Genomic DNA, 18,124 nt, shown 5'->3' on the forward strand with positions numbered 1-18,124 from the left:
AGCAGGCTCGGCGGTGAGCGCGCCGAGAGCGGGTCAGCGTAGCGCGCGAGTCAGCAGCAGGACGCCGATACCGACACCGAAGACGACGATGCCGAAGCGCAGCACGGTCGGCGGCAGCTTGCGTACCACCCGCGCGCCCACGTAGCCGCCGACAATGGTGGCCGGGGCGACCGCCAGCGCCGCGACCCAGTCGACCGGGCCGAAGATGGCGAACACGGCGACGGTGGTCACCCCGACCGCCGCCGAGAGCAGGTTCTTCAACGCGACGACGCCGTTGAGCGCCTCGTCGAGCACCAGGGCCAGGCCGGCGACCAGCATCACCCCGAGCGCGGCACCGAAATATCCGCCGTACGCGGCGCAGAAGAAGGTCATCGCCTGCAAGGACACCTGTTCGCGCCCGGCTGGCAGGTCGTGGGGTTCGCCGACGAGGCGCCGCAGCTGGTTCTGGAAGCCGAGCACCGCCGCCGCGCTGATCACCAGGAACGGCACGATCAGCTCGAAGGCCCGGGGCGGGGTGATCAGCAGCAGGACGCAGCCGAGGACCGCCCCGGCGACGGCGGTCGGCACGAGGCGCCACAGTCCGCGTCGGCGCGGCAGGTCGTCGCGGCTGCCGACGGTGCTGGCCACATAGCCGGGGCAGACCGCGATCGCGTTGGTGACGTTCGCCGACACCGGCGGCAGGCCGACGGCGATCAACGCCGGGAAGGTGATCAACGAGCCGCCGCCGGCCGCCGCGTTGACGGTGCCGGCCGCCAACCCGGCCCCGACCAGCAACGCGAACGCGGGAAGATCCATCCTGCGAGGCTAGCGGCGCACCGGCCGCACCAGGTCACGGTGTGGCCAGGCCAACGCCAGCAGCGGCGAGCCCGGCCTCAGTCAGGGGGTGGCGATGCCGGCGAGGTGGGCGGTGTCGTTGACGGTGCGCACCGCCACGCCGCCGTCCGGCCAGGTGTCGATCACCGAGATGCCGGTCGGGTCGAGGTAGAGCCGGTGCAGCAGCGCGTCCCCGGCACCCAGCGCGTCCCGCAGCATGATCTTCAGCGGGGAGACGTGCGAGACCACCACCACGGTCTTTCCCCGGTACGCGGTGAGCAGCTCCCGCACCACCCGGCGGACCCGGCCGGCGACCTGGGCGAACGACTCCCCGCCGGGCGGGGACAACTCGGTGGAGGCAAGCCAGGCGGTCAGCTCAGCCGGCCAGCGTTCCCGCACCTCAGCGAAGGTGCGGCCCTCCCATTCGCCGAAGTCGCACTCGATCAGGTCGGCCTCGGTGCGTACCGGCGGGTCGCCGACCTCGGCGGCGATCGCCCGCGCCGTGTCGACGCAGCGCGACAGCGGCGAGCAGACGATGACGTCGACCTTGGCCCGGATCACCGCGATCCGCGCGGCGGCGGCGGTGGCCTGCGCCGCGCCCTGCTCGGACAGCGGTACGTCGCCGCGCCCGGAGTAGCGGCTCTGCTTGTTCAGCCCGGTCTCGCCGTGCCGGACCAGGATGAGCCGGGTGGCGGTGGCGGTGGTCGGCGGCTCCCAGGAGGCGGCCGGGGCGTCGCCGGCCCCGGCGACGGCGAACATCGACGGCTGGGCCTCGACGACCGATCCGACGGAGGCCGCCGGGGCCGCAGCGGCAGCCGACGCGGCCGAAGCCGCAGACGTAGCCGGCGCAGCAGGTGCCGGCGGAGCCTTGGCGGCCTTGGCCGGTTTGCCGGCGGCCTGGTCCATCGCCTGGTTGGCCAGGGTGTCGGCACGCTTGTTCTGCTCCCGGGGGATCCAGCTGAACCTGACCAAGTCGAACTCGCGGACCAGTGTGGCGGCCTGCGCGGCGAGCGGCCGCAGGCCCGGATTCTTGATCTGCCACCGGCCGCACATCTGCTCGACGACCAGCTTCGAGTCCATCCGTACGTCGACCGAGGTGGCGCCGATCTCGGCGGCGGCCCGCAGCCCGGCGATCAGCCCCTGGTACTCGGCGACGTTGTTGGTGGCGACGCCGAGCGCCTCGCCCCGTTCGGCGAGCACCGTGCCGGTGTCGGCGTCGAGCACCACCGCCCCGTACCCGGCGGGCCCGGGGTTGCCCCGGGCACCCCCATCGGCTTCGACGACGACCCTCATCGCGGCGCTCACAGGCCCGACTCGGCAGTCCGCACCATGATCCGACGGCAGTCCTCGCAGCGGAGGACCTCGGCCGGGTCGGCCGCCTTGATCCGGCCCCGTTCGGTGGCGGACAGTTCGAGGCGGCAGCCGCCGCAGCGGCCGGCGCGCAGCAGCGCGGCGGCCAGCCCGCCGGAGTTCTCCCGGATCTTGTCGTAGAGGGCGACCAGGTCGGCTGGGAGGTCGCCGGCCAGCGGGGCGCGGGCGGAGGTCTTGAACTGTTCCTCGCTGGCGATCTCGGCGAGGGTGCGTTCCCGGGTCTGTTCGACCTCGGCACGCCGTTGCCGGGTGCTGTCGATGCGTCCGGTGACCTGGTCGAGCGCGGCCTGGGCGGTCTCCCGCTGTTCCATCAGCTCCAGTTCGGCGTCTTCCAGCTCGGTCTGCCGGCGGGTCAGTGACGCGAGTTCGTGCTGCAGCGCCTCCAACTCCCGGGCCGGGCCGGAGCCGGCGGTGAGCCGGGCCTGGTCCTTGTCCTTGCGGGCGCGGACCTGGTCGACGTCGCGTTCCAGCCGGGCGATGTCGCGGTCCAGGTCGTCGACGGCGACCTGGGCGCGGACCCGCTCGTCTTCCAACGCCGACAGTTCCCGCGCCAGGGCGTCCAGCTCAGCGTGCTCGGGCAGGGTCCGTCGCCGGTGGGCGAGCTGGGCGAGCGCGGTGTCGATCGCCTGCAGGTCGAGCAGGCGGCGCTGGGCTTGCGGGTCTGCCTTCACGGATGGGGCTCCTCATGGGTGGATACGGCGGGCGCGGAACGGGTGGGTGCCGGAGGCGTGGGGCCGGTGGGTGCCGGAGGCGTGGGGCCGGTGGGTACCGGAGGCGTGGGGCCGGTGGGTACCGCGCGGGTGGGGGTGGCGCTGGTCGCCACCCGAGCGCGGCCGGCGGACGGCGTGTGCAGCGTCCACGGGTCGGTGTCGAGGTCGGAGACGGTGGCGGCGACCCCGAGTTCGCCGGTGAGGTACGCGGCGAGGTCGTCCAGCCAGGGGCGTTCGGTGGCCCAGTGGGCGGCGTCGAGCAGCGCCGGGCCGCCGCTGGCGATCTGCTCGCTGACCGGGTGGTGGCGCAGGTCGGCGGTCAGGTAGGCGTCGACTCCGGCGGCGCTCGCGGCGGCCAGGTAGGCGTCACCGGCGCCGCCGCAGACCGCCACCGTGGTGACGAGGCGTCCCGGGTCGCCGGCGGCCCGCACCCCCCAGGCGGTGGCCGGCAGCACCTCCGCGGCGTGCCGGGTGAGCGCGGCGAGGCTGAGCGGCTGACGCAGCGTGCCGATCCGGCCGGCGCCCTGGCCGGCGACGGCGGCGGCCGGGCTGCCGGGTGCTGCCGGCACCAGGGGCCGCAGGTCGGTCAGGCCGAGCCGGTCGGCGAGCGCGTCGGAGACGCCGGGCCGGGCCACGTCGGCGTTGGTGTGCGCGGCGTACAGCGCGACGCCGGCCCGGATCAGGTCGTGGACGATCCGCCCCTTGTACGTGGTGGGGGCGACCGAGGAGACGCCGCGCAGCAGCAGCGGGTGGTGGGCGATGATCATGTCGGCGCCGGCGTCGACCGCCTCGGCGACGGTTTCCGGTACGCAGTCGACGACGCACCACACGTGCCGTACCGGGGCATCCGGTTCGCCGAGGACCAGGCCGACGCGGTCCCACTGCTCAGCCCAGGCCGTCGGGTAGCGCCGCTCGACGGCGGCGGTCACGTCGGCGACCCGTACCGGTGATGCTGCAGTTGTGTCCACGGCGGCCCAGCTTACCCATCCGCCCGCCGCGCTCCGGACGTTCAGGCGCGGCGGCGTCCATTACGTCGTGGGGCGGCGGCTTCCATTACGTCGTGGGGCGTCGCGCCCGTCGGGCGCTGCGGCGTCCCGGTCAGCCGTGGGTGGTGCCGGCGGGCAACTGCTCGTCGAGGGCCTCGAGGGTGAGGTGCCAGGGGATCCGGTCGATGATCTGCTCCCCCTCACCGGGCGGCTGTAACGGCAGCACGTCGTCACCGAGCAGCACCCGCACCCCCCAGCCGCGCAGCCGTGCGACGCTTGCCTGGAACGCCGGATGCCGGGCGAGCGCGGTGTTGGTGAACGGCAGTGTGACGATCGGCAGGCCCTTGCCCTGTGCTTCGACGACCAGTCCGAGGGCGAGGGTGTCGGTGATCCCGGCGGCCCACTTGTTGATCGTGTTGGCGGTGGCCGGAGCGATGATCATCGCGTCGGCGGGGGGTAGCACATCCGGGTCGCCGGGGTTCTTGTAGTCGACCCGCACCGGGTGGCCGGTCTGTGCGGCCAGCGCCGGCAGGTCGACGAACTTGCGTCCATCCGGGGTGACCACCACGCAGACTGACCAGCCGCGTTGTCGGGCCAGCGTGACCAGCCTCCCGACGTGACGGGAGGCTGGACTGCCGCAAGCGATCACGTAGAGAATCCGGGCACCGGCCGGGGTCACACCGTCACCTCTCCGTCGATGGGTACGTGGCTGTCGCGGGGGTGTCGGGTCACACGCCGACCCCCATCTGTTCGGCGAGTTCGGCGACCGGCGCCGACGGCGTACCCCGGGTGCGGCGCAGCACGTCGGACATGACGGCGTGGGCCACCGGTCGGCAGCGGATCTCCGCCGGGGCGAGCCGGTCGCCCTCCAGCAGCATCTCGGTGGCCTTCTCCAGCTCGCCGAACTGGGCGTAGCCGCGGGCGATGTCGAGCAGGTGGTGCGCCCGCCGTTCCGGCAGCAGGGCGCTGAAGCCCGGATCCTCCATGATCACCCGGTGGGTCTCGACCGCCGCCCGTCCCTCGCCGAGCTCCACGGCGGCCGCCGCCCGGTGCAGTTGCACGTTGGTCGGGCCGAAGCAGGTCCAGTAGTGGTTGCGGTTCTCGCCGAGCCCTCGGGCCGCATCGTCGGCACCGTTGACCAGGTCCCGGACGGTTGCGCTGTCGCCGAGCCGGGCAGCGGCCATCGCGCCCTGCAGCAGCAGCAGGCCGTAGACGGACAGCTGCTCCGGGGTGCTGCTGCGGCTGTCCGCCGGGGCGAGTCGGTTGGCGATGTTCACGTTCACCTCAAGGGCCGCACGGGACCGGCCGAGGGCCAGTAGCGCGTTGCCGACCCGGCAGGTCGCCACCCCGGTCAGCAGCCGGTCGCCGGCCCGGTGCGACACCGCGATCGAGCGGTCGGCGGCCAGCCAGGCGAGATCGTGCTCACCGAGCTTGCGCAGCGTGGACGAGGCAATCTGGTAGAGCTGGCCGAGCAGACTCGCCGCCTGCTGCGCGTCGTCGTCGTCACCGGTGTAGTGGGCGTCGGCGGCCTGCGCGTCACGCAGCAGCCGGGGCAGTGCCCGGGCCAGCACCCCGTACTTGGCGTGCTGGAAGGTCAGCCAGGCGTGGTTGGTGGCCTTGTGCATCTCGGCGAGCGGCGGCAGGCTGTTCGTGGGTCGGAAGAACGTACTGATCGAGTCGTAGCGTTCCAGTGCGGCCCGAATCTCCTCCACCTCCACCTGGTCTATGCAGGTGACGCTCTCCGGCCGCCGCTCCGGGTCCTTGCCGAGCAGCAGTTGCGCGTCGAGCTGTAGCACGTCGGCGATCTCGTGGATCACCGAAAACTTGTCCAGTCGGCGCACCCCCCGTTCGACCTTGTCCACCCAACTCTTGGATTTGCCGAGCCGGTCGGCGAACACCTGTTGGGACATTTTGCGCCGGCCACGCCAGTAGGCGACCCGTCGACCGATGGGTAACTCTTCCACGCTCATGTTCCCCCTCGCGGTGCCGGGCACTTCGGAGCCGGCAAACGTGCTGGTCGATGCGGCATCCCCCCGGACACCGGGACCACTGACCGTGCTCATCGCACAGGCAGTGCGTTAGGTCCATCACAGATGGTCGTAGTTTTCGATGCAACTTGCAAAGGGTTGGCAGTCGAAAAGTTCCGGCGTGTCGCCGGGGCGTACCCGCCCCGGCCACGCCGGATCCGGCTGCCCTGATCCGACCGGCCGGACCCGACGAGTGGTCCGGCCGGCACCCAGATGTCTTGGAGGAATCTCGATCATGCGGTGGACGGTCCAACCGCCTTTCGTCCGCCTGCGGCTACGCCGCGGCGCGCTGCGCTACGCCAGGCACGGCTGGCCGGTGACGCCAGGGGCATACCTGCACCAGGGGCGCTTCCGGTGCGACCGCCCCGGCTGTCCCACCACCGGCTGCCATCCGGCGTTGCAGCACTGGGAACGGGACGCCAGCGACCAGCGCTACCAGGTTGGCTCGTGGTGGCGCCAGCAGCCGCACACCGTCCTGCTGACCACCGGACAGGCGTTCGACGTACTCGACGTGCCGGCCCGGCTCGGCCTGCGGACGCTGTGCACGCTGCGGCTGCGTGGCGGTGCCGCAGCACCGGGCCGGGGCCAGCTGCGCGGGCCGGTCGCGGTCACCCCGACCGGGCGGTGGATGTTCCTGGTACGCCCGGGTGACGCGCTGCGCCCGGAGCTGGCCGATTCGCTGGACGTCATCCAGCACGGGCCGGGTTCCTGGATCCCCGCCCCACCGACGGTACTGCCGCAGGGGCCGGTCCGCTGGGCGGTCGATCCGGACGAGGTCGGCTGGCGGCTACCTGACTCGTACGCCGTACAGCGGATCATCGTCGACTCCCGGGAATCCGCCGCCGCGCCACCGCGGCTGCCGCAGCCCCGCAGCGCGCCGGTCGGGCCGCTGCCGGGCGCCGTGCCGCTCACCGTCCCGGTCGTCCCGGCGGCCGCGGTTTTCGTCCCCCGGCAGACGTCCACCCTGCGCCGGGCGTTGTGACCTGCCCAGTGGTCACCTGCGGGTGACTCCACCGGCCCGGGTGCTCACCCGGGTAGGCGGATCTTCCCGGCGGCCGCCGGCCCGAGACCTGACGGTCCCGGGCCGGCGGCCGTCCTGTTTGCCGGTTGAGGCGCAAGCTGCAGGACCGGGCTGCGTGAGCGGCGGGCGATTGGGTAATGCCCCGATGGCCGTTCGGTACGCATCGTTCGGTAGGCACAGCGCGCTACCGCACCACGCCACCGAAGCCACCACGCCACGGCCGTCGGGACGTTCGGAGGGAAGGCACGCCATGCTCAGCAGGGAGGATCAACGCCGGTTCGACCAGATCGCCCGCCATCTGCGGACGACCGATCCGGACTTCGTCGCCCGCCTGGGTGATCAGGCCGCCGACCGGCGGAACCGGGCGGCGATCATCGCCAGTGTGCTGCTCTGGGCGGTGGTGCCGCTGCTCGCCCTGTTCGGCGGCTGGATCGCCGCGTCGATCTGCACGGTGGCACTCACCGCCGCCGGTCTGCTCGCGCTGCGAGCCCGCCGCTGGTAGCCAGGGCCCGCCGCTGGTAGCCAGGGCACGCCGCTAGTAGCCAGGGCACGCCGCTAGTAGCCAGGGCACGCCGCTAGTAGCCAGGGCACGCCGCTGGTAGCCGGGTCAGTCGTCGGCCGGCGCGGGTTCGGCGAACCGCCGGTAGGCCCGGCCCAGCACCGTCGCCAGGCCCGGTCCGCCGATCGCCGGTGACGGCGCGCCGAGCTGGCGCAGCAGCAGGTCGGCGCGGGCTGGCAGGACCGGCTCGCGGTCCGGCAGCGGTACCGGCGCACGCCAGAATCCGGCGTCCGACGTGGCGACGGGTTCGGACAGGCCGGCCAGCGCGGGGCCGGCACCGACCGGGGACCTCACCGGCAGCGCACCGGAGTCGGTGGACGGCGGGACAGCGTCGGCGGACGGCGCACCGCCGTCACCACGGGCGGATGGCCCGTCACCGTCACCACGGGCAGACGGCCCGTCGCCACCACGGGCGAGCCGCAGCTGACGCAGTAGGGTGGCCCGGTCCCGCCCCCGCCAGTGCAAGATCTGGAACGGGTCGGTGTCGAACTCCTCGGCGAGCAGATAGCAGGTGGCGGCCAGATGCTTGCACGGCACCGCCGTGTCGGGACAGCTGCAGCTCATCGCCAGCTCGTCGACCCCGGCCGGGAACAGGGGTGCCCCGGCGGCGACGAACACCTGCTCCAGCTCCGGCGGCAGGTCGCCGGCGAGCAGCCGGGCACTGTACAGCGCCTGGCCGGCCAGGGTGCCTTCGATCCGCCGCCACACCGCGTCGCCGTAGCGCCGCAGCCCGATCCGTGCCTGGTACGGCCGGGGCCGGGAACCCTGTACCTGGGCGGTCACCACGCCAGGTGCCACGGTCAGGGCGAGCACCTGCCCGGCCCGGGCGTAGGAGCGGCCCCGGGTCAGCCGGGTGCCGAGCGCGAACGACTCCAGCACGTCGACGAAGCGGCGCGACCACCAGGACTGACCGATCGCTCCCCGGGTGCTGCGGGCCCGCAGCCCGCCGTCGACCCTCCGGGGCCGGCCGAAATCGGCGAACGAGCTCATTCCACCACCGCCCCCGCCTCCAGTGTGAACAGCTCCCGCAGCTGCGCGGTCGACAGCTCGGTCAGCCACTGCTCACCGCTGCCGACGACGGTCGCGGCGAGGCCACGCTTGTCCGCTACCATCGCCGCGATCTTCTCCTCCACGGTGCCGGCGCAGACGAACTTGCGGACCTGCACCGCCCGCCGCTGGCCGATTCGGAACGCCCGGTCGGTGGCCTGGTCCTCCACCGCCGGGTTCCACCACCGGTCCACATGCACCACGTGGTTGGCGGCGGTCAGGGTCAGCCCGGTGCCGCCGGCCTTCAACGACAGAACGAACAGCGGCGGACCGGCCCGCCCGTCGCCGTCGGCGTCGCCACCGGCCTGGAACCGGGCGACCAGGTCGTCACGGTCCGCCTTGCCCAGACCGCCGTGCAGGAACAGCACCTCCCGACCGGTGTACGCCGACAGGTACCCGCGCAGCATCGCGCCGAACTCGGCGTACTGGGTGAACAGCAGCGCCTTCTCCCCCGCCGCCAGCACCTCGTCGAGAATCCCGGTGAGCCGGGCGAGTTTGCCGGAGCGTCCGGCCAGGTGCGAGCCGTCGCGCAGGAACTGCGCCGGGTGGTTGCAGATCTGCTTGAGCTTGGTCATGGTGGCCAGCACCAGGCCGCGCCGCTCGACGCCGTCGCTGGACTCGATCCGGCCCATCATGTCGTCGACCACGGCCTGGTAGAGCGACGCCTGCTCGGCGGTGAGGTTGCACACCACCTCCATCTCCAGCTTCGCCGGCAGGTCGGAGATGATCGAGGTGTCGGTCTTGAGCCGGCGCAGCACGAACGGGCCGGTGATCCGGCGCAGCCGCTGCGCGGCCTCGGCGTCGCCGTGGCGTTCCACCGGTTCGGCGTACCGGCGGCGGAACGTGGCCGCGCCGCCGAGCAGGCCCGGATTCGCGAACTCCATGATCGACCACAGGTCGGCGAGGCGGTTCTCCACCGGCGTACCGGTGATCGCTACCCGGTGCCGGGCGGGCAGTGACCGGACCGCGACGGCCTGCCGGGTCGCCGCGTTCTTGATCGCCTGCGCCTCGTCGACCATGATCCGGTGCCAGCCGACCCCGGCCAGGTCGGCGGCGTCCCGGGCGGCCACCGCGTAGGTGGTGACCACCAGCCGGGCGCCGGTAACCGCCGCGACGAATTCCGGGCCACGGGGGCGGTCGGCGCCGTGGTGCACGTGCACCGTCAGGTCCGGCACGAACCGGGCGGCCTCCCGCTGCCAGTTGCCGACCAGCGACATCGGACAGATCAGCAGCGTCGGTCCGGCGTCGGGTTCGTCGGCGGCGAGCAAGGCGAGCAGCTGTACGGTCTTGCCGAGTCCCATGTCGTCGGCGAGCACCCCGCCGAGTCCCAACGAGTCCAGGAACCGCAGCCAGGCCAGACCCCGCTGCTGGTACGGGCGCAGCCGGCCCTGGAAACCGGCCGGCTCGGCCACCGGGGTGAGCCGGCGCTCCACCTCTCCGCTGAGCAGGTCACCGAGCGCCCCGTCGGCGTCGATGCCGAGCACCGGCAGCGGCAGCGCGTCGTCGTCGCCGTCGAGAGCGACCCGCAGCAGGTCGGTGACGGTCAGCTCACCGCCGGAGCGCAGCAGTTTCAGTCCGGCGGCGAGCCGGGTCGGGTCGACCTCGACCCATTCGCCGCGCAGCCGCACCAGCGGGCTCTTGGCCCGGGCCAGGTCCCGCAGCTCCTGCTCGGTCAGCGGCTGGTCGCCGAGGGCAACCTCCCAGCGGTAGTCGACCAGGGCAGACGTGCCGAAGTCACGGTCGACGGCGACGGTGCCCGGGGCGGTACGGCTGCTCGCCCGCAGCCGGGCACCGAGTCGGGCGGTGGGTCGCCACCACCATGACGGCAGCAGGACGCCGAACCCGGCGGCGTGCAGGGCCGGCGCGCCGTCGCGCAGGAACCGGTGGGCGGCGGCGACGTCCAGGTCCATCCCGTCGGGGGTGGCGGTGCGCAGCGCGTCGTCGATCGCCGGCCACAGCCGGCTGGCCCGGCCGAGCTCGGCCAGCAGCGTCTCCTGCGGGTCGGCGGTGTGCCGGGTGAGCGGCTGGAGCTGCCGGCCGCCGCGCCAGATCGCAGCGGCGTCGACCAGCAGGCTCGGCTCGGCGGTGGCCTGCAACGCGAACTCCAACCGCCATCCGACGGTGCCGTCACCGTCACCATCGGCGGCGAGGTCGGGGGCGGCGGCGGGGTCGGATTCGGGTTCGCGCAGCCGGAACAGGGCCCGCACCGGACCGCCGGCCGCGTCCCGCTGCCAGTGCTCCAGCTCGGCGACGAGGGTGGCGAGCGCCGCGACCGGGGCGGTGAAGTCCCGCCGGGGCCCGGTCAACGCGGTCAGCCAGGCGTCGCGGGCGGCCAACGGCCCGGACCGGGCCCGGCCCTCGGCCAGCCGTACGCCGTGCAGCGCGGCGCGGGCGGCGGCGTCGGTCAGCGCGTCCAGCGCCTCGGCGACACGCCGGTGTCCGGTGCCGGGCGCCCCGGCGGCCAGCGCCGCCGCCGGAGTGGCCAACGCCAGCGACCGGGCCCACCGCTGGTCGACACCGGTCAGCAGCGGCAGCCAGCAGGCGGTGGCCGACCCGGGTGCCGGGCCGGGCCGGACGGCGGGTAGTACCCGGCCCCGGGCGACCAGTTCGGCGGCGAACCCGGCGAACAGCGCCAGGTGGCGCACCCCGGCGCCGATCACCAACCCGCCCGGCAGACCGTCGCCCGGCGCGACGTCGCCAGGCAGACCGTCGCCAGGCAGACCGTGGCTAGGCGCGGTGTCGGCTGCCGGATCGACGTCGTGCAGAGTGCAGAGCACCGGCAACGCCTCGTCGGCGTCGAACTCCAGGGTGGACACCAGCCAGTCGGCGTGGCCGCCGTCGCGGGCCAGCCCGGTGGTCGGCGCGTCGGACTGGGTACGGACCAGCTCCGGTGACTCGACCGGAGCACCGGCGACGGTCGGCAGCCGGACCGCCGTACTGCCGGTGACCGCCTTCACCGCCACCGGCCCGAGCAGTGGGCTCAGCGCAGCGACCAGGGTCTCGTGTCCGGCGGCGAACGGGTGCGGTCGGCGGCGCGGCGGCCGCCCCGGCCGCCGGGGCGGCGCCGACGGCAACGTCGAGTCCTCGGCCCAGACGGCGAGCCGACCGGCGGGGCCGAGTAGCCCCTGCACCACCAGCACACTCACTCCTTCGCCGTCGCACCTGCGCCGATGGTACGGGTGGTTCGGCTGGTACGGCCGACACGCCACCGCCGGGGGGCGGTCAGCCGTGCCAGGAGCGCCACAGGGCGGCGTACGCGCCGTCGGCGGCGATCAACTCGTCGTGGCTGCCCTGCTCGGTGATCCGACCCTGGTCCAGTACCGCCACCCGGTCGGCGTCGTGGGCCGAGTTCAGCCGGTGTGCGATGGCGATGACGGTCCGCCCGGCCAGTACCGCCGCCAACGCCTGCTCGGTCCGGCGGGCGGTGGTCGGGTCCAGAGCGGCGGTCGCCTCGTCCAGGATCAGGATGTCCGGATCGGCGACCACCAGCCGGGCGAGCGCCACCTGCTGGGCGTGCGCGGCCGGCAGGTCGAGCGCGCCGTCGCCGAGCAACGAGTCCAGGCCGGCGGGCAGGTCGGCGTACCAGTCGGCACCGACGGTGACCAATGCGGAGCGCAACGCCTGGTCGGACGCCTCGGGGGCGGCGAACCGCAGGTTGTCGCGCAGCGTACCGATGAAAACGTGGTGTTCCTGGGTGACCAGGGCGATCCGGCGACGCCGCTGCGCCGGGTCGAGGTCGGTTACCGGGCAGCCGCCGAGGAGCACCGCGCCGTCGCGGGGCGCCTCGATGCCGGCGATCAGCCGGGCCAGGGTGGACTTGCCCGCCCCGGACGGGCCGACGATCGCCAGCCGTTGTCCGGCGGCCACCGTCAGGTCGATGCCGCGCAGCACGTCGACGCCGCCGCCGTAGCCGAAGGTCAGACCGGTCACCCGCACCTCACGGCCGGTCGGCGTGGCGTTCCGGCCGCGCGGCTCCGGCGGCACCTGCCCGACGCCGAGCACCCGGGCGTACGACGCCAGCCCACGCTGGGCCTGTTCGATCCACTGCAGGATGGTGTCCAACGGCTCGACGGCCTGCTGCAGGTAGAGCGCGGCGGCGACCACCGCGCCGAGGGTGACGGTCTCCCGGTGCAGCAGCAGCCCGCCGACCAGCAACGCGGCACCGATCGGCAGCGCGACACTGGCCTCGGCCACCGGAAAGTACACCGAACGCAGAGCGAGGGTGGCCCGCCGGGCGGCCCACAGGTCGGCGATCCGGGTCCGGCCGGCGCGGATCCGTTCGTCGCCCAGCCGCAGCGCCTCCACCGTACGGGCACCGTCGGCAGTGGTGGTCAACGTGTCGGTCAACGCGGCCATCGCCGCGCCCTCGGTCAGGTAGGCCGGGCGGGCCCGACGCAGGTACCACCGGGTCACCGCCACGATCGACGGCAGGCCGATCAGGCCGGCCAGCCCCAGCAGCGGATGCAGCCAGAACACCGCACCGAACAGCAGGACCAGCTGCGCGGTGGCAATCACCACCACCGGCACCACATCGCGGACCATGGTGCCGACCGTGGCGACGTCACTGGAGCTGCGGGTGGCGAGGTCGCCGGTGCCGGCTCGTTCGACCACCGACACCGGTAGTCCGAGGACGCGGTGCACGAAGTCCTCGCGGAGCCGGGCGACCGCCCGTTCGCCGAAGCGCAGCCCGACGTACCGGGCGAAGCGGGTGAGCAGCCCTTGCAGCAGGACGAACCCGATCAGCGCCGCCGCCAGCCGATCGACCGCGGCCACCGACGCGCCGACGGTGACCACGTCGACGATCCGGCCGAGCAGCCACGGCCCGGCCAGGCCGGCCAGGGCCGCGCCGACGTGCAGCACCAGGATGCCGGCGACCACCCAGCGTTGCTGACCGAGTAGTTCACCGGTCGCCCGCCGGACGGTACGCGGATCGGCCACCGGCAACCGACCGGAGGCGGTCACGGTTGCCCCGCCCCGGGCGTCGCCCCCGCAGTCGGCCCCACGGTCGGCCCCACGGTCGGTCCGGCCGCGTCGGTCAGTTCGCCGCCCCGGGCGACCAGCGCTCGGTAGTCCGGGTCGCCGGCCAGCAGCTCCGGGTGGCCGCCGATTCCGACGACCCGACCGCCGCGCAGGTACGCCACCGTGTCGGTGGCCGCGAGCAGCAGCGGGGACGTGGTGACCAGCACTGTGGTCCGGCCTGCCCGTGCGACGCGCAGTCGGTCGGCGACCCGCGCCTCGGTGTGCGCGTCGACCGCCGAGGTCGGCTCGATCAGGATCAGCACCTCCGGCTCCACCAGCAGCGCCCGGGCCAGCCGGACCCGCTGGCGCTGGCCACCGGAGAGGGTGCGGGCGCGACTGCCGATCGGGGTAGCCAGGCCGTCCGGCAGCGACGTCACCACGTCGTCGGCGGACGCGACCCGGACCGCCGCCCGCACCCGTCGGTCACCGGCCGCGTCCGGCTCGTCCGCCCGCGCACCCTGCAGGATCTGCCGCAGCGTGCCGGCGAACAGGTACGCGTCGTGGTCGGCGACCAGGATCCGGGCCCGCACCTCGTCGAGCGCGACCGCGCCCAGCGGCACCGCGCCCCAGGTCACCCCGGACCGGCGGAACCGGCCCAGCCGGTCGGCCAGGGCCTGCCCGTCGCCCGGGTCGTCGGCCGCCACCCCGATCATCCGGCCGGCCGGCACGGTCAACCCGCTGTCGGGGTCGTGCAGGTCGGCCGGCTGCCGTGGGGCGGCGGCGGTGTGCCGCGCCGCCAGGTCCGTCACCGGGTCGGGGGTGAGCCGCAGCAGGGCCACGATCCGGCGGGCCGCGACCCGGCCCCGGATGAACTGGTAGCTGCCCTCCTGCAGGAACCAGACCGGGACGGTCAGCGCGGCGACGTACCCGTAGACGGCGACCAGCTCCCCGATGGTGATCTCGTCGGCGACCGCCATCCGGGCGGAGATCCACACCACGGCGGCGAGGAACAGGCCGGGGACGGTGACGGTGAGCGCCTCGATCCAGCTGTTCACCGCCGCGACCCGGTAGCCGTGCCCACGCAGCCGCTGGGAGTGGTCGACGTAGCGGTCGGCGAACAGGGACCGACCGCCGACCCCGGCCAGCACCCGCAGCCCGGCGACGATGTCACCGGCGCGGGCGGTGAGCTGGCCCTGTTCCCGCCGGTAGGTCTGCTCGGCCCGGTCCAACCGGCGCAGCAGCGGGCCGAGCAGCGCCGCGACGACCGGCACGCCGATCAGGATGACCGCCGCGAGCACCGGCGAGACCGTCCAGAGCAGGACCGCGACCACCAGGTACGCCAGCACCGCACCGACGCCCGGCCCGGTCAGGGTGAGCACGTGCGAGGTGTGGGTGATGTCGGTGCCGCCGACGGTGGCCACCTCGCCGGTCGCGAGCCGGCTCGGCAGGACCGCGCCGATGCGCGCCAACTGCCGCGACAGCACCCCGGCGGACCGGGCGGTGGCGTCCTCGCGGATGTAGGTCATCGTGCGGTGCCGAAACACACCGACCACGGAGATCAGCACCCCGGCGACCAGGACGGCACCGACCCACCACGCCAGTACGGCCCACCGGCCGGGGCGCAGTCCGTCGTCGATCGCCCGGGCCACCAGATACGGCCGACCGGCCAGGCCGACCATCCACACCGTACTGAGCAACGCGCCGCGCAGCACCCGCCACGGTTGGCGACGCACCAGCCACCACAGGTAGCGCACCGGCCCCCGGATATCGGGACTGCCCGGATCGGGGTGCGGGATCAGCGGCGGCACCCGCCCAGGCTAAAACGTCCCAACTCACGCCGCCGACGCATTTTCCCCCATCTGCCGGCTGTGTCGTCGGTCACCGGGCACCGCTGAGCTGGGCCGCACCGCGACCGGGCAGCTGGCACCGGTCGTGCAGAATCGGCGGCAGTCCGACGATTCGATCATGGGGGGTGGGTCGACCATGGGATGGTCCTGGCTGGTGTGGCCGGTCGGGGCTGCCGTGCTGGTGGCCGCCGGATACGTCACGGCGACGCTGCCCCGACGTCGGGCGCACCAGCACGCCCGGCGCGTCTCCTGGTCGACGGCGAGATCCGCGATCGACGCGGCCACGGTCAGCCGCGACGCCGCGCCCCGGCCGGTCGCCGAGGCGGAGCAGCTGCTCACCCGGGCGCAGACCCTCGCCGCCGACCGGGGTGGACCGGCGGCAGCCCGCGCCGCCACCGACTACGCCCGGCGCGCCGACGAGCTGTGGCGTACCGCCGCCGGATCGCAGGACCGGGCATGAGACGCGCCGTCGGCACCGAGGTGGTGCGCTGGGGCGCCCTGACAGCGGCCGTCGCCGTCCTGGTGGTCTTCCTGCTGGCACAGCGGCAGGACATCGACGTCAGCTACGGGCAGTCGCCGGCCCGTGCGACGATCGCCGAGGGCAGCGCCGGCGAGTTGAGCGACGCCAGCGTGCCGTCGGTCGAGGAGATGACCGCGCTGGTCGCGGCCGACCCGGTGGTCCGCCTGCCCGGGGCGGTCGCCGACTGGGACGACGACCGGGTGGCCGCCGTCATCGGCGACGCCGACGTGCGGATCCTCATCGCCCCGCCCGGCCTGGACGAGGCGGAGCGCGATCGGGTCCGCGAGGTCGACAACGCCACCGTACGGATCATCGGCACCCAGGTCAGCGGCGGCTTCTACCAGGCGTACTCCACCGATCTGGACAGCTGGCGCGGCCAGTTCGCCACCGGCGACGTCACCGGCCTGCTGACCGTCCTGATCGCCGCGCTCACCGACCAGCCGAAACCGGCCGACGAGGAGGGTTTCGCCTGGCGGGACCCGACCCCGGCGGAACTCGGCGTGGTCGTCGGCGACCTGCGTACCGCCGGACGGCACGTCGCCGACGGCGCGACCCTGGCCGACGCGCCGCGACCGGGCGCGGCGGACGCCTTCCCCGACGGCACGGTGCGCTACGTCGCCCTGCCCCGGCAGCCGTTCGGCGAGCCGGTGCCGAACTACGGTCCGGCGCTGGCCGAGGTCTTCCCCGGCGACCCGGTCGTGGTGCAGTACGGCAACTGGGTCGAGTACCACGGGCCGGCCGCCGACGAGTTCGCCGAGGTGGCCGCGGCCAGCTTCTACGGCCAGTTCAGCGACCGGCTGAGCCGCTACGACTACCCGCAGACCAACGTGCTCGACGCCTACCTGAGCCGGGTCACCGACGTGCGGTACGCCGGCCTGTTCGACCGGCCGTTGCCGTACCAGCCGGTCGATCCGCTCCGGGTGGCGTTGCCGGCGCTGCCGTGGCTGTTCGCCGGCTGCGTGGTGCTGTTCCTCGTGTTGTCGGTGCGGTCGGTGCTGCGCGCCGACAACCCGGCCGGGCAGCGGCGCAGCGTGCGTGGCCACAGCACGGTCCCGGCCCGGCTGGCCGGGTTGACCGCGCTGGCCGTGGAGATGTCCGCGGTGCCCGGCGGCGCCAGCGACGCGCCGCTGACCCGAGGCATCGGCAGGCTGGGCGCGGCCCGCGCCGCGCTCGACGACGACCTGCCCGACCGGCATGTGCACACCCTGCTCGACGAGGCGGAGGACGAGTTGGACGGCGCCGCCCGGCTGCTGGGCTTCGACGGTTACCGCCCGGACGTCTACCTGCGGAGCAGGCTCGGATGATCCGGTTGACGCGGTTCATTGGTACGCCGTTCGGCCTGGCCACGCTGGCCTGCCTGGCGCTGGCCGGCTGGGCGTTGTGGTCCGGTGGTGTCCTCGACGGCCCGATCGCCCGCGAGGTCCGGGGTTCATCGGTGTACGCCGCCCCTGGGGTGGAGCTCGACGAGCCGGCTGCCGAGCAGGTGATCGGCAACCGGCGGCTGGTGGTGCTCTTCCTGGAGCCTGGTGCCGATCTGCGCGACGGCTGCCGGGCGACGGAGCGGGCGGCGGACGGGACGCTGGTGCTGGCGTTGAGCCGGGAAATCGACGACGAGGGCTACGACACGTACGGCTGCGCCTGGCTGCCCGGCCGCGACGACGCGAACTTCGGCCGGGCGGCGGTCGCCGAGACGACCATCGGCCGGGGTGCCGACCAGTTCCCGGACGAGCCGGTCGAGGCGGTCAAGGTGATGGTGGTCAACTACGACCTGCTGGTACGGGCCGACATCGTCCCCGACGGTGCCCGCACCATCAGCCCGTCGCTGCCGCGCTTCCTGGTCGCGGCCGCTGCGGTCGCGGCGGTCGGCGTCGGCGCGGCGAGCATCTGGCTGGCCGCCCGGCGGGCCGGGCGGCTAGCGGACCGGCGGCGGGCCCGCCGGCAGCAGTTGGCGGACAGCCGCAGCCGGTTGTCGGCCGCCGCTGCCGTGCTCGGCCAGCAGATCATCGACCTGGACCGCCGGTACGCGCGGGCGGAACGAGGTACGGCCAGCGGCAAACAAGACGCGGTCGGTGGCACCGGGGAGCGAGGTGACTTCATCCGGCGGTACCGTCGACTCACCATGGACTACACCGACCTGCTTGCCGACATCGTCGCCGCCGACCGGGCCGACCGGCCGGACGTCGACCGGCTCACCGAGCGGCTGGAGCAGTTGATCGGACGCGGCCGCGAGCTGGCCGGCTCGCCCGCCGTACCGGGGAGCTGAG

The 18,124-nt window shown here is 74.1% G+C and carries 15 protein-coding genes; 5 read left to right on the forward strand and 10 right to left on the reverse strand.

Annotation, left to right across the window (positions count from 1 at the left end; all coding sequences use genetic code 11):
• Positions 1–33: 33 nt before the first annotated feature.
• The 6 genes from ACN27J_RS10585 to ACN27J_RS10610 form a co-directional block, all read right to left on the reverse strand.
• Positions 34–795: a sulfite exporter TauE/SafE family protein gene (locus ACN27J_RS10585; protein WP_421365541.1), complete on the reverse strand. Its 762-nt coding sequence runs from the start codon at positions 793–795 to the stop codon at positions 34–36.
• 81 nt (positions 796–876) lie between these two features.
• Positions 877–2,106 (reverse strand): bifunctional RNase H/acid phosphatase, encoded by a 1,230-nt coding sequence (locus ACN27J_RS10590; RefSeq protein ID WP_421365542.1) that lies wholly within the window; start codon positions 2,104–2,106, stop codon positions 877–879.
• A gap of 8 nt (positions 2,107–2,114) precedes the next feature.
• Complete coding sequence (locus ACN27J_RS10595; protein WP_416592714.1) at positions 2,115–2,855, reverse strand: zinc ribbon domain-containing protein; 741 nt, start codon at positions 2,853–2,855, stop codon at positions 2,115–2,117.
• The gene (locus tag ACN27J_RS10600) at positions 2,852–3,862 is read right to left on the reverse strand and encodes a Nif3-like dinuclear metal center hexameric protein (protein ID WP_421365545.1); all 1,011 of its coding nucleotides are present in this window, start codon (positions 3,860–3,862) and stop codon (positions 2,852–2,854) included. Before ACN27J_RS10600 ends, ACN27J_RS10595 begins: the two co-directional genes overlap by 4 nt.
• Positions 3,863–3,992: 130 nt before the next feature.
• On the reverse strand, positions 3,993–4,559 hold the full coding sequence (locus tag ACN27J_RS10605; RefSeq protein ID WP_421365547.1) for a flavoprotein: 567 nt from the start codon (positions 4,557–4,559) through the stop codon (positions 3,993–3,995).
• A 49-nt stretch (positions 4,560–4,608) separates the two neighbouring features.
• On the reverse strand, positions 4,609–5,844 hold the full coding sequence (locus ACN27J_RS10610; RefSeq protein WP_421365549.1) for a helix-turn-helix domain-containing protein: 1,236 nt from the start codon (positions 5,842–5,844) through the stop codon (positions 4,609–4,611).
• Positions 5,845–6,142: 298 nt separating this feature from the next.
• On the opposite strand from ACN27J_RS10610, the gene ACN27J_RS10615 reads away from it, so the two are divergent.
• On the forward strand, positions 6,143–6,889 hold the full coding sequence (locus ACN27J_RS10615) for a bifunctional DNA primase/polymerase (protein WP_421365550.1): 747 nt from the start codon (positions 6,143–6,145) through the stop codon (positions 6,887–6,889).
• Positions 6,890–7,178: 289 nt separating this feature from the next.
• Entirely contained in the window at positions 7,179–7,430 is a 252-nt protein-coding gene (locus ACN27J_RS10620; RefSeq protein WP_278170454.1) for a DUF3040 domain-containing protein, read from the forward strand.
• Between the two features lie 105 nt (positions 7,431–7,535).
• Here the strand turns inward: ACN27J_RS10620 and ACN27J_RS10625 are convergent, their stop codons facing one another.
• From ACN27J_RS10625 to ACN27J_RS10640, 4 genes are all read right to left on the reverse strand, one after another.
• Complete coding sequence (locus ACN27J_RS10625) at positions 7,536–8,477, reverse strand: SWIM zinc finger family protein (RefSeq protein WP_421365552.1); 942 nt, start codon at positions 8,475–8,477, stop codon at positions 7,536–7,538.
• The gene (locus ACN27J_RS10630) at positions 8,474–11,674 is read right to left on the reverse strand and encodes an SNF2-related protein (protein WP_421365554.1); all 3,201 of its coding nucleotides are present in this window, start codon (positions 11,672–11,674) and stop codon (positions 8,474–8,476) included. The genes ACN27J_RS10625 and ACN27J_RS10630 overlap by 4 nt, the downstream gene beginning before the upstream one ends.
• A gap of 82 nt (positions 11,675–11,756) precedes the next feature.
• On the reverse strand, positions 11,757–13,496 hold the full coding sequence (locus tag ACN27J_RS10635) for an ABC transporter ATP-binding protein (RefSeq protein WP_421365556.1): 1,740 nt from the start codon (positions 13,494–13,496) through the stop codon (positions 11,757–11,759).
• The gene (locus ACN27J_RS10640; RefSeq protein WP_421372185.1) at positions 13,493–15,205 is read right to left on the reverse strand and encodes an ABC transporter transmembrane domain-containing protein; all 1,713 of its coding nucleotides are present in this window, start codon (positions 15,203–15,205) and stop codon (positions 13,493–13,495) included. Before ACN27J_RS10640 ends, ACN27J_RS10635 begins: the two co-directional genes overlap by 4 nt.
• Positions 15,206–15,458: 253 nt before the next feature.
• Between ACN27J_RS10640 and ACN27J_RS10645 the strand changes: the two genes are divergently transcribed.
• From ACN27J_RS10645 to ACN27J_RS10655, 3 genes are read left to right on the forward strand one after another with little or no spacing between them, the layout of a single operon-like run.
• Complete coding sequence (locus ACN27J_RS10645) at positions 15,459–15,800, forward strand: DUF6403 family protein (RefSeq protein ID WP_421365558.1); 342 nt, start codon at positions 15,459–15,461, stop codon at positions 15,798–15,800.
• Positions 15,797–17,164: a hypothetical protein gene (locus ACN27J_RS10650; RefSeq protein WP_421365560.1), complete on the forward strand. Its 1,368-nt coding sequence runs from the start codon at positions 15,797–15,799 to the stop codon at positions 17,162–17,164. The genes ACN27J_RS10645 and ACN27J_RS10650 overlap by 4 nt, the downstream gene beginning before the upstream one ends.
• Positions 17,161–18,123: a hypothetical protein gene (locus ACN27J_RS10655; protein WP_421365562.1), complete on the forward strand. Its 963-nt coding sequence runs from the start codon at positions 17,161–17,163 to the stop codon at positions 18,121–18,123. Before ACN27J_RS10650 ends, ACN27J_RS10655 begins: the two co-directional genes overlap by 4 nt.
• The last annotated feature ends 1 nt before the right edge of the window (position 18,124 follow it).

The sequence above is a fragment of the Solwaraspora sp. WMMB762 genome (assembly GCF_049179115.1).
In the GTDB taxonomy this organism is placed as follows: domain Bacteria; phylum Actinomycetota; class Actinomycetes; order Mycobacteriales; family Micromonosporaceae; genus Micromonospora_E.

What these genes read in the sequence shown, in the direction of transcription:
- ACN27J_RS10585 (WP_421365541.1), bottom strand. Translation starts at nt 795, where the DNA reads ATGGATCTTCCCGCGTTCGCGTTGCTGGTCGGGGCCGGGTTGGCGGCC.
- ACN27J_RS10590 (WP_421365542.1), bottom strand. Translation starts at nt 2,106, where the DNA reads ATGAGGGTCGTCGTCGAAGCCGATGGGGGTGCCCGGGGCAACCCCGGG.
- ACN27J_RS10615 (WP_421365550.1), top strand. Translation starts at nt 6,143, where the DNA reads ATGCGGTGGACGGTCCAACCGCCTTTCGTCCGCCTGCGGCTACGCCGC.
- ACN27J_RS10620 (WP_278170454.1), top strand. Translation starts at nt 7,179, where the DNA reads ATGCTCAGCAGGGAGGATCAACGCCGGTTCGACCAGATCGCCCGCCAT.
- ACN27J_RS10625 (WP_421365552.1), bottom strand. Translation starts at nt 8,477, where the DNA reads ATGAGCTCGTTCGCCGATTTCGGCCGGCCCCGGAGGGTCGACGGCGGG.
- ACN27J_RS10645 (WP_421365558.1), top strand. Translation starts at nt 15,459, where the DNA reads ATGGGGGGTGGGTCGACCATGGGATGGTCCTGGCTGGTGTGGCCGGTC.
- ACN27J_RS10650 (WP_421365560.1), top strand. Translation starts at nt 15,797, where the DNA reads ATGAGACGCGCCGTCGGCACCGAGGTGGTGCGCTGGGGCGCCCTGACA.
- ACN27J_RS10655 (WP_421365562.1), top strand. Translation starts at nt 17,161, where the DNA reads ATGATCCGGTTGACGCGGTTCATTGGTACGCCGTTCGGCCTGGCCACG.